At 57.2% G+C, this 13249-nt stretch carries 14 protein-coding genes; 3 read left to right on the forward strand and 11 right to left on the reverse strand.

The genetic code is table 11. From position 1 onward, the window contains the following. Positions 1 to 92: 92 nt before the first annotated feature. The 11 genes from lysS to FJ145_03185 form a co-directional block, all read right to left on the reverse strand. Complete coding sequence (gene lysS / locus FJ145_03135) at positions 93 to 1595, reverse strand: lysine--tRNA ligase (protein MBM4260416.1); 1503 nt, start codon at positions 1593 to 1595, stop codon at positions 93 to 95. A gap of 89 nt (positions 1596 to 1684) precedes the next feature. Further along, the gene (gene metF, locus FJ145_03140; protein MBM4260417.1) at positions 1685 to 2548 is read right to left on the reverse strand and encodes a methylenetetrahydrofolate reductase [NAD(P)H]; all 864 of its coding nucleotides are present in this window, start codon (positions 2546 to 2548) and stop codon (positions 1685 to 1687) included. A gap of 97 nt (positions 2549 to 2645) precedes the next feature. Then, positions 2646 to 3080: a group 1 truncated hemoglobin gene (locus FJ145_03145; protein MBM4260418.1), complete on the reverse strand. Its 435-nt coding sequence runs from the start codon at positions 3078 to 3080 to the stop codon at positions 2646 to 2648. Positions 3081 to 3089: 9 nt separating this feature from the next. Next, positions 3090 to 3443, reverse strand: coding sequence for an SUF system Fe-S cluster assembly protein (locus tag FJ145_03150; GenBank protein ID MBM4260419.1), 354 nt, complete (start codon positions 3441 to 3443; stop codon positions 3090 to 3092). Between the two features lie 6 nt (positions 3444 to 3449). After that, on the reverse strand, positions 3450 to 3998 hold the full coding sequence (gene sufT / locus FJ145_03155) for a putative Fe-S cluster assembly protein SufT (GenBank protein MBM4260420.1): 549 nt from the start codon (positions 3996 to 3998) through the stop codon (positions 3450 to 3452). Positions 3999 to 4018: 20 nt separating this feature from the next. Continuing rightward, positions 4019 to 4471, reverse strand: a complete 453-nt coding sequence (locus FJ145_03160; GenBank protein ID MBM4260421.1) for an SUF system NifU family Fe-S cluster assembly protein — start codon at positions 4469 to 4471, stop codon at positions 4019 to 4021. Next, the gene (locus tag FJ145_03165; GenBank protein MBM4260422.1) at positions 4471 to 5724 is read right to left on the reverse strand and encodes a cysteine desulfurase; all 1254 of its coding nucleotides are present in this window, start codon (positions 5722 to 5724) and stop codon (positions 4471 to 4473) included. Before FJ145_03165 ends, FJ145_03160 begins: the two co-directional genes overlap by 1 nt. A 9-nt stretch (positions 5725 to 5733) precedes the next feature. Further along, positions 5734 to 7092, reverse strand: a complete 1359-nt coding sequence (sufD, locus tag FJ145_03170) for a Fe-S cluster assembly protein SufD (protein MBM4260423.1) — start codon at positions 7090 to 7092, stop codon at positions 5734 to 5736. After that, the gene (gene sufC, locus FJ145_03175) at positions 7056 to 7817 is read right to left on the reverse strand and encodes a Fe-S cluster assembly ATPase SufC (GenBank protein ID MBM4260424.1); all 762 of its coding nucleotides are present in this window, start codon (positions 7815 to 7817) and stop codon (positions 7056 to 7058) included. Before sufC ends, sufD begins: the two co-directional genes overlap by 37 nt. A gap of 91 nt (positions 7818 to 7908) precedes the next feature. After that, entirely contained in the window at positions 7909 to 8400 is a 492-nt protein-coding gene (locus tag FJ145_03180) for an Rrf2 family transcriptional regulator (protein ID MBM4260425.1), read from the reverse strand. A gap of 241 nt (positions 8401 to 8641) precedes the next feature. Further along, complete coding sequence (locus FJ145_03185) at positions 8642 to 9517, reverse strand: LLM class flavin-dependent oxidoreductase (protein ID MBM4260426.1); 876 nt, start codon at positions 9515 to 9517, stop codon at positions 8642 to 8644. 512 nt (positions 9518 to 10029) lie between these two features. On the opposite strand from FJ145_03185, the gene FJ145_03190 reads away from it, so the two are divergent. The 3 genes from FJ145_03190 (at position 10030) to FJ145_03200 (ending at position 13180) form a co-directional block, all read left to right on the forward strand. Beyond that, the gene (locus tag FJ145_03190) at positions 10030 to 11196 is read left to right on the forward strand and encodes an acyl-CoA dehydrogenase (protein MBM4260427.1); all 1167 of its coding nucleotides are present in this window, start codon (positions 10030 to 10032) and stop codon (positions 11194 to 11196) included. Between the two features lie 75 nt (positions 11197 to 11271). Further along, positions 11272 to 11559: a hypothetical protein gene (locus tag FJ145_03195; protein ID MBM4260428.1), complete on the forward strand. Its 288-nt coding sequence runs from the start codon at positions 11272 to 11274 to the stop codon at positions 11557 to 11559. Between the two features lie 598 nt (positions 11560 to 12157). Further along, positions 12158 to 13180, forward strand: coding sequence for a hypothetical protein (locus FJ145_03200; GenBank protein ID MBM4260429.1), 1023 nt, complete (start codon positions 12158 to 12160; stop codon positions 13178 to 13180). The last annotated feature ends 69 nt before the right edge of the window (positions 13181 to 13249 follow it).

Consider the following 13249-nt stretch of genomic DNA (forward strand, 5'->3'; position numbering starts at 1 on the left):
CGCAGCACACGAAGTTGGGAATTTGAATATTCCCTCATCATACGTTCGTGATCTTTGTGTCCTTCGTGGTGAATCATTCTTGACGTTTAAGGCTATCGCTGCGGCCGCAGCAACGGAAACAGTATCACATCGCGAATCGACGGCGAGTCGGTAAAAAACATCACCAACCGATCGATGCCAATGCCCTCGCCGGCCGCCGGCGGCATGCCGTATTCGAGGGCTCGGACATAGTCGTCGTCGATCGGGTTGGCCTCATCGTCGCCTTTGGCGCGCGCCTCCATCTGTTCGAGAAACCGCTCGTGCTGATCGGCGGGATCGTTCAACTCGGAAAAAGCGTTGGCCAGCTCGCGGCCGCCGATGTAGAGCTCGAAACGATCGACCAGCGTTGGATCCGTATCGTTCTTGCGCGCCAGCGGCGAAACTTCCAAGGGATATCCGGTCATGAAAGTTGGCTGAATCAGCTTGGCTTCGGCCATTTCCTCGAAAACAGCCACCAACAGCTTGCCGTAGGGCACATCGAGATCGATCTTTAAATTTTTGCTTATCGCAAAGCGCTTGAGGCTATCGAGGTCGGCGAGATCGGCCGGGCTCGCGCCGCCGTATTCCATGACGGCCTGACGAATGGTCAGTCGCCGCCAAGGCCGCGTCAGATTGATCGTCGCGCCGCCATAGGAAACTTCGGGCGATCCAACAACTTCCTGCGCCAACGTTACGAATAACTCTTCGGTCAGCTCGATCAAATCCTCAAAAGTGGCGTAGGCCTGGTAGAATTCAACCATGGTAAATTCCGGATTGTGCCGCACCGAGATGCCCTCGTTGCGAAAATTTCGGTTGAGCTCAAAGACTCGCTCGAAGCCGCCGACCAGGAGCCGCTTCAAGAACAACTCAGGCGCCACCCGCATGTAGAGCTCCATGTCGAGCGCATTGTGATGGGTAATAAACGGCCGCGCCGCGGCGCCACCCGGGATGGCTTGCATCATCGGTGTTTCGACTTCGAGAAAGTCACGCTCTTCGAAAAATCGCCGCAGTCGGCGCACAATCTTCGAGCGTTTTTCGAAGGCATCGCGCACTTCGGGATTGACCATCAGGTCGACGTAGCGTTGGCGGTAGCGTGCTTCGACGTCGGCCAAGCCATGCCACTTCTCCGGCAGTGGCCGCAGGCATTTGGTGAGCAAACGTAGAGAGGCGGCTTCCAGCGTCAGTTCACGCGTGCGCGTGCGAAACAAATGACCGGTCAACCCGACGATATCGCCGACGTCCAAGGTGCGAAACAAATTGTAGCCCGCTTCGCCGAGTTGATTCTGCTGCACATAAATCTGCAACCGGCCGCGCCGATCCTGTATGTGAAAAAACGATGCCTTGCCCATGCGCCGGATCGCCATGATGCGCCCGGCAATGCGCAGATCGCGCGGCGCTTCGGCTAGTGCTGCGTCATCGCGCTCGGCATATTTCAAATGGATCTCAGAAATTGTCTGCGACGGCTTGAAATCGTTGGGATAAACCGGCCCGCCTGCTTCCTTGAGCTTGGCCAACTTTTGCCGCCGCACTTCGACCTGTTCGCTATCTTCGCTGGGCTTATTTTCGCTGTCGGACATAAGATTAGAGAGACCTGTCAATTGTTCACGATCAGGGAAGGTTCCGGTCCCGACCTAAAACCTTTGGACGTTCAACCTGAACGGTTTGTTTAAAGACCGAGATTTTTGTGGATGGCCACAACCGAATGGGATTTGTTGAGTGAATAGAGATGGATTCCCGGGACGCCGAACTTGATGAGCCCTTCGCACTGCTTGGTCGCGTAATCGATACCGACCTGCACCGCCGCGTCATCGTCATTCTCCACTTTGGCGATCAGCTTTTCCAAGGCCGCGGGAATCGCCGAACCGCACAGGCTGGTAAAACGGCGCACCTGGGGTGCCGAGAGCACTGGCAATATGCCCGGGATGATCGGCACCTTGACTCCAAGTTTACGCAGATCGTCTACGAAGCGGTAGAAAAAATCGTTGTCGAAAAACAACTGCGTGATAATCGCCGAGGCACCGGCGTCGCACTTGGCCTTGAGAAAGTTGAGATCCGATTCGCGGCTGACAGCCCGCGGATGCACTTCCGGGAAACCCGCCACCGCGACACAGAGGCCGCCCATCGATAACGCCTCGCGCACCAGCTCAGCAGCGTAGTGAAACCCGTCCGGGTGCGGCTGCCAATCCGTCGTCCCCGCCGGCGGATCGCCGCCCAATGCCAAAACGTTTTCGATACCCTTTTCTTTGAGGCTTCGTAGCACGCCGCGGGCATCGTCCTTCGACTGGCCGACGACGGTCAAATGACACATGACATCCATTTGACACTGCCCGTGAATGCGGTCGACTAGGTAGACGGTTTTTTCGCGCGTGCTTCCGCCAGCTCCGTACGTTACAGAACAGAAGGACGGATTGAGCCTCTTTATAACACCGATTTCGCTAAAGAGGTTTTCTTCGCCTTTGTCTGTCTTTGGAGGAAAGAATTCAACCGAGAGGGTTAGCCCAGGTTGGGCGTAGAGGTCGGCTAATTTCACTCAAGCAATCCTTAACGACAACCCGGCGTACCACAACTAATAGCACAGGGTTATCCATATAACAATAAATATAGCGGCGCTCGACAACAAATGCCAACTAGGAGCGGTGGCTCTGGGCGCTGTTACGCGCCGCAATGGGGTCACAACCGGAACCGCTCTGTGCGGTAATCAGGCTCCTGAGCCGGTCCGTATGGCTAAGCCAGGCTTGGACGATCGGTGTCGGCACCTGAAACTCTTCCAGGGTCTCTTTCAAGATTTGCCGGCGGCGCGCGAAGTGGCCGCCCATGATGGGATGTTTCGCGTGGGCTCGGTCGAGCGGTCTGCCTTGATACTCGATCTCCGCGCCCAAAAATTGCGCCGCATGCTGATACTCCATTTCTTTGATCCTCTGGCGATCAGCCTTTGCAAAAAAGAAACCGATCATGCGGTCGGCAAATACACGGTCGATAAAGACGTCAACAATCTGGCGCAGCTTGGCTTCACCGCCGAGCTGACAGAATAGGCTCTCTTGTGGCGCGGGTGATTCTTCCATGATCTTGAATTACATCATGCCGAGCTGCAGCCGCGCCGCCTCGGACATCTTACTCTGATCCCAGGGCGGCTCCCAAACCAGATCGATCTTCACCTCGGTCACGCCGGGAATGGCTTTGACTTTGCCCTCGATCTCCGCCGGCATCGATTGCACGGCTGGACAATGGGGCGAAGTCAGCGTCATGCGAATATCGACAACACCCGTCTCGTTGACGTGCACTTCGTAGATCAAACCCAGCTCATAGATGTTTACCGGAATTTCCGGATCGAAACAGGTGCGCAGCGCGTCATAGACCTGCGCTTCAATGACGGTTTCGTTAAGGCTTTCCATTTTCGTCGCTGCCTTTTTACCCCAGCCAAACATGAACGATCACTCGATACCCAGTTGCGACTTCGCCGCGCCGGACATTCGACTCTGGCTCCAGGGCGGCTCCCAGACTAGCTCGACATTGGCCTGTTCAATCGCGGGAATCGACAATAACTTACGGCGAATATCGTCGCGCAGAAATTGCCCCATACCGCAGCCTTGGGCTGTTAAAGTAAACCGCACCGTCGCGTTGTAGCGCCCGGCCGAAGCCAGCGCCACCGCGCAATCGTAAATGAGCCCGAGGTCGACGATGTTCACGGGAATTTCCGGGTCGAAGCAGGTTTTCAGCTTTTCCCAAACGCGCCGCTCTGCTTCTTCGAGCGAGCGCACGACGCTTTCCTCGCCCTGCGTTTCCGGCGTAAAACCCAAAGCATCGGCGTCACGACCGTCGATACGCGCCATGTGACCATGGTCGGTCATCACTGTGTAGGCGCCGCCAAGAGTCTGCGTAACCCAAACCGAGCTGCCGCCGCGCAGCGTCAACGGCTCGCCGCTTGGCACCATAACGGCGTCGCAATCACGGCTCAAAACTATCGCTTTGTCACTGGTCATCGATTTCGCAGCCTCCTTTCTTAGGACTCGGTGGACGCAACTTCGCTTCTGCCCTTCAATGCGGAATGCACCGTGTGCCAGGCCAAACTGGCGCACTTCACCCGCGCCGGGAACTTGCAGACACCCGAAAGAATCGCCAGCTTGCCCACATTGGCAGATGCGTCGTCATCCCCTTCCCCAGTGAGCATCCTGTGCACGTTCTCAAAGAGAATTTCAGCCTGCGCCTCGGTCTTGCCTTTGAGCTCCGCGGTCATCAACGACGCCGACGCTTTTGAAATGGCGCAACCCGAGCCCTGGAAACTGATGTCTTTGATGACGCCGTTTTCAAGATCGACGTAAACCGTGACGTGATCGCCGCATAAGGGATTGTAGCCTTCCGCTTTATGATCGGCATGCTCGATCACGCGAAAATTGCGCGGGCTTTTATTGTGGTCAAGAATGACTTCTTGATACAGGTCGTCCAAATCTGACATTAGCCGAATACCTTTAATACTCGCTTGACCGCGCGCGCGAGTACATCGATTTCCTCTTTGGTGTTGTAAAACGCAAACGAAGCCCGGGTCGTTGCCGGCACGCCGAAGCGCTGCATAACCGGCATGGCGCAGTGATGGCCGGCGCGCACCGCCACCCCTTCTTGATCGAGAATCGTGCCCACATCATGGGCATGAATATGGTCGAAGACAAACGACAGCACCCCCGCCTTTTCTTTGGCCGTGCCGATGATCTTGAGCCCTGGGATTTCCAACAACGTTTCGGTCGCGTACTCGAGCAATTCATGCTCGTGCGCCATCACTTGCGGCCAGTCCAAGCCGTTTAGATAGTCGATCGCGACACCCAAGGCGATGCCGCCGGCGATGTGCGGCGTGCCGGCTTCGAACTTGTAGGGCAAAACGTTGTAGTGGGTTTTTTCGAAAGTCACCAGGCTGATCATATCGCCGCCGCCCTGCCACGGCGGCATCTTTTCCAGCAGCTCAGCGCGGCCATACAAGATGCCGACTCCGGTGGGCCCGAACATCTTGTGGCCGGAAAAAGCGTAAAAGTCACAACCCAGATCCTGCACGTCGATTTTTAAATGCGGCACCGCCTGGGCGCCATCGAGCATAACTGGCACGCCGCGATCGTGCGCCGCCGCGATCACTTCTTTGACGGGAACAACCGTGCCAAGCGCGTTGGAAACATGGGTGATCGAGACAAACCTGGTGCGGTTGTTGAGCAGCCGGCGAAACTCCTCGACCACCAACTCGCCATCGTGGCTGATCGGAATCACCCGCAAACGCGCCCCCACCTGTTCGCAGAGCATCTGCCAGGGCACGATGTTGGAGTGGTGCTCCATCGCCGAGACGATGATTTCGTCGCCGGCCTTGAGAAACCCCCGGCCGTAACTCTGTGCCACCAGATTGATCGCCTCGGTGGTGCCGCGGACGTAGATGATCTCTTTGTCGCTGCGCGCGTTGACAAACGCTCGCACCTTGCCGCGCGCCTTCTCATAGGCCGCGGTGGCTTGCTCGCTCAAGGAGTGCACGCCGCGGTGGATGTTGGAATTCTCTTTTGCGTAGTAGTGTTCGATCGCGGCGATGACGCTTTGCGGCTTTTGGCTGGTGGCGCCGTTGTCGAGGTAGACCAGCGCTTTGCCGTGCACCGACTGCGCGAGAATGGGAAATTCCCGACGAATCGCCGCGACATCAAAAGCGCGCACTTGCGAAGGGATTTCCGTGGCGGCTTTCATAGGATTTGTCTAGTTCCGGCCAAAACGCTGCAACAGGTATTCATCGAGCCGCTCCCGCATCGACGCAATCCTGATCCGGCTGACAACGTCGCTGGCGAAGGCGTAGCTCAAAAGACTGCGCGCGTCGTCGCTGCCGATACCGCGCGAGCGCAGGTAAAACAAAGCATCGCGATCGAGTTGACCGATGGTCGAGCCGTGGCTGCATTTAACATCGTCGGCATAGATTTCCAGCTGCGGCTTGGTGTTAACCACGCCGTTTTCCGACAGCAGCAGGTTCTTATTGGTCTGGCGCGCGTCGGTTTTTTGCGCATCCCTACGAACCACGATCTTGCCGTTAAAAACCGCATGGGCGGCGCCGCTGAGAATACCCTTGTACAATTCCCGGCTACTGGTATGCGGCTGGGCGTGGTCGATCTCCGTATGATTGTCGACATGCTGCTGACCATCGAGCAGGTAAAGCCCATTGAGCGTGCACTCGGCACCCTCACCGTTGAGCGCGACGTGAACGTCGTTGCGCACCAGCGCGCCGCCGAGGGTCACGGTGTGGGCCGTCAAGCGTCCATTGCGCGCGACTTCAACGGCCAACTGGTTCACGTGAAAACCGTTGGCTCCCTCGCGCTCGACGCAGTAGTGATCGACGATTGCGTCCGCTTCCACCAACATATCTGTCACACTATTGGTGAAATACTTACCGTCGCCCAGACTACAGTAGTTCTCGACAATCGGCGCTTCGCTACCCGCTTCACAAACGACCAGATTACGCGGATGACTGGCCAGCGGCGTGGCGCCATCTGTGGCAACGAACATCAGCTCAATTGGCTGCCCCAGTCGACAACCGCGGCCGACGCGAATCACCGCGCCATCGTTGACAAAAGCGGTGTTGAGCGCCAACAAAGAATTCTGCTCCCCTGGCCAAGAGCTAACTCGCTCGCGCAACACCGCGTCGCCGCGCAGAACCACTGCCGCCAAGCTCTCGATGCGTACTTCAGAATTGGTCACCGAACTCAGCTCCGGTGCATAACAACCATCAACAAAAACGATGCGTGCGTGAACCGCGGCGACAAACGAGTGCGCTAAGACCGTGTCCAGTGAAACCGATGCCGGGCCGCGGGCAACCTGAAAATCCCCCGCGGCAATCCGGTCGAGGCTCGTGTACTTCCAATCCTCGTCATGGGTCGTCGGAAACCCGCGCTCACGAAAATTCGCCAGCGCGGCCTCGCGAATCGGCAGCAGCCATTCCGGGCCGCGCGCGCTGCCGTTGGCATACTGTTGCTTGAACAGGGCGGTATAGCGGTCGATGCTCGGCTGGGATTGCATGACAAAAACAGAAATCAGTGGGCCGCGGCGGCCGGCGCCGTTTTGATCCAATCGTAGCCTTTGGCTTCGAGCTCCAGCGCCAGCTCTTTTGTGCCCGTGCGCACGATCTGCCCTTGATAGAGCACGTGGATAACATCGGGCACGATGTAATCGAGCAGCCGTTGATAATGCGTGATGACCATCATCGCGCGGTCTTTGGAGCGCAAAGCGTTCACCCCGCCGGCGACGATGCGCAGGGCATCGATGTCTAGACCCGAATCGGTTTCATCGAGAATCGCCAGGCGCGGATCGAGCACCGCCATTTGTAAAACTTCATTGCGTTTTTTTTCGCCGCCGGAAAAACCCTCGTTCAAGGGCCGATTGGCCAGCGCTTGATCCATTTCAACCAACTTCATCTTTTCTTTGATAAGTGCGAGAAATTCCATGGCATCGAGCTCGTCTTGACCGCGGTGTTTGCGAATCGCATTGACCGCGGCTTTGAGGAAATAAGTCGTGCTCACACCGGGAATTTCGACTGGATACTGAAAGGCTAAGAACACGCCCTCGCGCGCCCGCTCTTCTGGGCTCATGGCCAGCAGATCTTTGCCGTTGTAGATCACCTCGCCACCGGTGACCGCGTAGTTTTCACGTCCGGAAAGCACATGCGCCAGCGTGCTCTTGCCCGAGCCGTTGGGGCCCATGATCGCGTGCACTTCGCCGGCCGCGACTTTTAAGTTGATGCCGCGGAGAATCTCTTTCTCCCCGGCCTTGGCTCGTAAGTTTTTAATCTCAAGCATCTGTGATTCTTGGTGATTCGTGCTCGTGGCTCGTGCTCACGCGGGTCAGTCTGAATATAAACACGAGCACGAACCACGAGCAGCGATACTATTAACTTGCCTTCTGCAACGGCGCCTTGACTAGCCGGCCGCGCAGCCCCTGACGATCGGCGATGTCTGAGATCGACACGCCGGCTAGGTATTTGACCAGCACCCCCTGCGCCTCTTCCCAGACCGACTTCTGCGAACAAACCGCGCAGTAGGAACAAAAGCTCGCGCCCTGCTCTAAACATTCCATCAGCGCCAGCGGTCGTTCGACTGCTTCGTAAATGTCTTTGATGCTGACGTCGGCAGCCGGCTTGGCCAGCGCAAAGCCGCCCTTGGAACCGATGTGCGATTGCACCAGCCCGCCGGCCACCAAGTCTTTCATGATTTTCGATAAGTAAAATGACGGAATGTCTTGGCTTTTCTCGATATCGGAGCGGCTGACGATGCGCCCGGCCGGTTGCCCAGCTAGAAATGCCAACGCGCGCACAGCGTAGTCGACGCGCCGTCCGACATTCATCAGCGAGCTGCGCTCAGCTTTGCGCTTTACCCTTGCCACAAATTCACCGTAATTAAATATAGACTCCTTAGGTCTTTTATGTCAAGAAAGCTTACCGCAGATTCCGGACTGAAAGTCTGGTGATAAACTCGTAAGAATGCTTCGACTGGCTCAGCATGAACGGATTCTTCTTAGCGATTTCACCCTCTGATCCGTTTGCCCTGAGTCCAGTCGAAGGGCTCCGCAGGTTTTTTCAAGCCAGCCTAATTGCCTAATGATCGCACCCCGTCGCCTATCCGAATCATCCGAGCCGATCTGCAACTTCCGCCAACAAATCCATCTGTTGCAAGTCTTCGGCACAGGGGCGTAAAACAAACTCGTCAACGCCCATGTCAGCCTGGCGCTTGATCGACTCTTCGAGCGCCGCGCGGGTCGTCGGCAATGTGCTCAAGCGTGTCGCCGCCAATTGCGGATTGTATCCATAGTTGGCTTGGATATACGCCCCCGCCTGCTCCGACGCTTTGGGACCGAGGGCAAAATAGCTCGCGCCAACCCAACGCGGCTTGCCGCTGCGTTTTTCTTGCTGCCACAATTGATTGAGGCGCTGCCACAATTTCGCCATCGCTTCGGGCTCACCGCCGCCCGGCGCCATGTAACCGTCGCCCCATTTGGCGATGCGCTCGGCGATCGCCGGCACGTAACCGCCGATCAGCAACTCAGGTCCACCGGGGCGTGGAGACTTGGGAGCGATCACACCGGTTTCCGCCGACAACTTTTCCCCAGCCCAAAGTCGGCGCAGAGTCGCATACTGCTCCGCCGAGCGCCGGCCGCGCCGATGGAAATCATTGCCGGTGGCGAGATAGTCGTTCTCGCGCACGCCGATGCCAACGCCCAAACAAAGCCGTCCGTTCGATAGCACGTCGATGGTCGCCGCCTGGCGCGCCAGTAACGTGGTCTCCCGCGTCGGTCCAATGACCACGCTGGTCATCAAACCGATGCGCTTGGTCGCGCCCGCCGCAACCGCAAGCACCGCGAGCGGCTCCAACGCCGCCGAAACCACTCGATCGGTGACAACAATGCTTGAGAACGGCCCGCGCTCCGCACGCGTCGCCCATTCAATGATAACTTCTGCCGATATGTCTGCGATCCGGCTCGGCAAGCCGATGGCAATTTTCATGTGCTGACCTCACGCGCAAATCTTGCAGACAACCTAACCGCACCGAATCCTAGCGTCAAACGTCAACGTTTGGTTTGACTCCAAGAGAGCAAATCTACTAGTGTAGCGGCTCACTAATAAGCGCGCTTATCGCTGTGACACGCTCGCATGTTTTTCACCACGAAGATCACGAAGGGACAGCAAGTTCGGAAAAGAATTTATTGTTTTCTTCGCTTGCCTTCGTGTGCTTCGTGCCCTTCATGGTGAAATCCCCTATCGGGATCCGAAGTGGAACTCTGGAGAAGCGAAGGCATCGGCGCAAATCGTTCGGTTTGATTTGCCGATGCTTGGCATCTCTTCGACCTTTCCACTGCGATTCGCGGAGCAGGGCGACCGCCGGTCGCCCCTACGAGGCGGCGTCGAAGCGGATATCTGTTGCCTTCGCTCCGGAAGAGTTTCACTTCGATCGCGCCGCAGCGATGAATAATTCGGGCTAGTTATGGAGCACTGAAATTTTTCTCAGAGGTATTTCCATGGACTTCAATCTCCCTGAAGAGCTGCAAATCCTGCGCGACACGGTGCGCAAATTCGTCGACAAGGATTTGATCCCTTTAGAACGCACCTACCGGCACGACAGCGAAGGGCCGATGCCGGAGCACTTGCTCAAACCACTCCAAGAAACCGCCAGGAGCATGGGCTTGTGGATGCTCGACGTGCCGGCGGAATACGGCGGCGCCGGTCTCGGGCTCTTGCCGCGCTGCGTTATCCACGAGGAAATTGCCCGCGCGGCATCCCTGCCCTTTCGCGGCCTGGAGCTATTCGGCCCCGAAGTGCGGCCGGTGTTGTTTCACTGCAACGCAGAACAGAAGAAACGCTTTTTAGAACCGGTCTTAAGAGGCGAAATTCGTTTTTGTTTTGCCCAGACCGAACCCGACTCCGGCAGCGACCCAGCGGCGATGCGCACCCGCGCGATCCTGGACGGCGATCATTTCATTATCAACGGCACCAAGCGCTTTATCACCGCGGCCGGCCGCTCCGACTACGTCCAGCTCATGGCGGTCACCGACTTGGAGAAGCGCGCCCGCGGCGGCATCACCTGCTTCGCGGTCGATTTAAAAACACCCGGCGTGACGCTCGAACGGCAATGGCCGGCGATGATGGGCGAAGCGCCCTGGCAGCTTTTGTTTGAAGACGTGCGCGTGCCGGCCGCCAACGTCATCGGCCAAGTGGGCGGCGGTTTCTCTCTCGCGCAGAAATGGATCGGCGAAGGGCGCATCCGCGGCCACGGCGCGCGCCCGGTGGGCATCGCTTCGCGCGCGTTGGATATGATGATCGAATATTCCAAAGTGCGCACCACCTTCGGCCAGCCGCTGGCCAATCGTCAGGTGATTCAGTTCATGATCGCCGACTCGGCGATGGAGATTCATGCGGTGCGCAATATGGTTTATGAATGCGCCTGGCGCGTCGACCGCGGCGAAGACGTGCGCGATCTTTCCTACATGGTCAAAATTATGGCGACGGAAATGGCCAGCCGCGTGGTCGATCGCTCCATTCAAGTCCACGGCGGCTTGGGGCTAATGAAAGAGCTGCCGCTCGAATGGTGGTACCGGCAGATCCGCAGCACGCGCATCACCGAAGGCGCCAACGAGGTGCTGCGCTGGCGGCTCGGGCAGAACATCATAAAAAATCACAAGTCCTGAGCCAATTTCGCCAAAGCTGCTGCGCAGAGCTCTAAAATGTGTTACGGTATATAATGTCTTTAGCAGAGGTCTGCTATGAAAAAAAGTATCTTGGCGCTGGCGTGTCTCCTGCTCGTGAGTGGTTGTGCATCGACTCATTCTCCCTATGACCTGTACACCTGGTGCATGAACCTGGGCAGCACCCGGCTCTCGTCCATCGGACCCAAAGCGCAGAACTATCGAAACTGCGCCGACGAGCTCAAAGAAGATTTAGACGACCCCACACCGCGGGTTCTTTACCTGCCCAAAGATATTATTATGGCGCCCGTTCTGTTCGCGCGCTCCCTGTGGGTGGGCACTGGCAACGTGCGACCGCCGTTCTGAGATTGAGCCTCACGGCTCGACTTGGTTCCAACCGTTCCAACGGTTCACGCCGTTCAAACCCGTAAGATCAGAATAGGGACCCGGTCTTGACCTGTCCCCTACTTGCGCTCCAGTTCTTTCAACGCCTCACGCAGATAGCTCGTGTCGACATATTGGCTCGCCTCCGGTAGTTACACAGAGCGCAAAAGCAACGAACAGCAAAAGCATCATGGAGCCTCCGATTCCCCTCTTTAGCAAAGAGGGGTAGGGGAGATTTTTTCTGGCTTCGGCAACTTTACTCTCAACAGACAAAACCTCCTCGCCCAGCCCGCGAATCCGCCTTGATCCCCTTTTCCAAGAAACCGTATCGCAACGGTTAAATCGCCCGTTTTGTCATCCTGAGCGCAAGCGAAGGATCTGCTTTTTCGCGTAGTTGCATTCAGCAGATTCTTCGCCTTCGGCTCAGAATGACAATTGCGATACAGTCTCCAAAGGGGGAGAAGGTTTGCGCTCGATTATTACAGCAAATCTTGTCACACGAGCAAGAAGTTTTTCGCCAACTTGTAATATTGGCAGACCTCGATTAGCTTCGGTGGCAAACCAGGAGGCCCCATCGCATATGGCAATCAAGCGTTATAACGCCGGCATTCAACGCGCCAAAGGATTGATGGAAATCGCCGCGGCACTTTATGACTCATCGCTCTCTCATGAAACCCGGCGCGCCGCCGAAGGCGTGCTGCAAACCGATTCGCGCGTTGGTCGCGTCGTGCGCCTTTCACTCGGCGTGAGGGATACTTCGCCCAAAGACGATGTGCCGATTTCGTTCGCCACCGGCAGCTTCAAAGAAATCATCGCCGTCGCGCGCGGCGAATACTCGATGGCCTGGGTCAACCCTTCCGTGTTGTTAACCATGGCCTATCGCGGCACCGGGCCGTACAAGAAAAAACTGCCGCTGCGTGCCATCGCGGTTTTTCCCTCTTTCGATGTCATGGGTTTTGCCGTGCGCGACTCCAGCGGCATTGAATCATTAGAACAGATCAAGAAAGAGCGCCGCCCGCTGCGCGTCTCCAGCGGCTTCGTGCCGCGCAACGATCTCGAAGCCAGCGCGACCATGTTCACCGTCGCCGCCGTGCTGCGCGCCGCCGGCTTCACGCTTCAGGACATCGTCAAATGGGGCGGCAAGATTCACTCGACGCCGCGCCCCAGCGACCCGGCTAGAAGGGCCGCCATCGTCGACGGCAGCATCGATGCGATCTTCGACGAAGGCATCAAGAGCTGGGGCCAGACCGCCATCGATAACGGCTTTCGCTACCTACCCATCGAGGGAAAAATTCTCAAACAGATGACCGCGCTCGGCTATCGAACCAGCAAAATGTCGAACTGCGGCTTCAGGCGCATGAAAAGTGACGTGCCGACCGTCGATTTCAGTGGCTGGCCGATGATCGTCCACGCCGACATGCCCAACGACGTCCCCTACGCTCTGTGCGAAGCGATCGAGCAGCGCAGGAGTGTGATCCCCACCGACAACTTCAAAGCTTTAAGCCTGAAACAGCTCTGCAGCGGCGACGGTGAAGCGCCGTTCGACGTGCCGCTCCATCCCGGCGCAAGAAAGTTCTATCGCGAGCGCGGCTATCTAGAATAAGCTTCTGCTGAAAACCAAGAATGCTTCGACGGGCTCAGCATGAACGGGCTTTCTTGTGGCCAATTCCAA

It is taken from the genome of Deltaproteobacteria bacterium (assembly GCA_016874755.1).
Taxonomy (GTDB): domain Bacteria; phylum Desulfobacterota; class Binatia; order UBA9968; family UBA9968; genus DP-20.

Excerpts from the sequence above, each read along its gene's own strand:
- lysS (MBM4260416.1), bottom strand. The coding sequence starts at position 1,595 with ATGTCCGACAGCGAAAATAAGCCCAGCGAAGATAGCGAACAGGTCGAA.
- FJ145_03145 (MBM4260418.1), bottom strand. The coding sequence starts at position 3,080 with ATGGAAGAATCACCCGCGCCACAAGAGAGCCTATTCTGTCAGCTCGGC.
- FJ145_03150 (MBM4260419.1), bottom strand. The coding sequence starts at position 3,443 with ATGTTTGGCTGGGGTAAAAAGGCAGCGACGAAAATGGAAAGCCTTAAC.
- sufT (MBM4260420.1), bottom strand. The coding sequence starts at position 3,998 with ATGACCAGTGACAAAGCGATAGTTTTGAGCCGTGATTGCGACGCCGTT.
- FJ145_03160 (MBM4260421.1), bottom strand. The coding sequence starts at position 4,471 with ATGTCAGATTTGGACGACCTGTATCAAGAAGTCATTCTTGACCACAAT.
- FJ145_03165 (MBM4260422.1), bottom strand. The coding sequence starts at position 5,724 with ATGAAAGCCGCCACGGAAATCCCTTCGCAAGTGCGCGCTTTTGATGTC.
- sufC (MBM4260424.1), bottom strand. The coding sequence starts at position 7,817 with ATGCTTGAGATTAAAAACTTACGAGCCAAGGCCGGGGAGAAAGAGATT.
- FJ145_03185 (MBM4260426.1), bottom strand. The coding sequence starts at position 9,517 with ATGAAAATTGCCATCGGCTTGCCGAGCCGGATCGCAGACATATCGGCA.
- FJ145_03190 (MBM4260427.1), top strand. The coding sequence starts at position 10,030 with ATGGACTTCAATCTCCCTGAAGAGCTGCAAATCCTGCGCGACACGGTG.
- FJ145_03195 (MBM4260428.1), top strand. The coding sequence starts at position 11,272 with ATGAAAAAAAGTATCTTGGCGCTGGCGTGTCTCCTGCTCGTGAGTGGT.
- FJ145_03200 (MBM4260429.1), top strand. The coding sequence starts at position 12,158 with ATGGCAATCAAGCGTTATAACGCCGGCATTCAACGCGCCAAAGGATTG.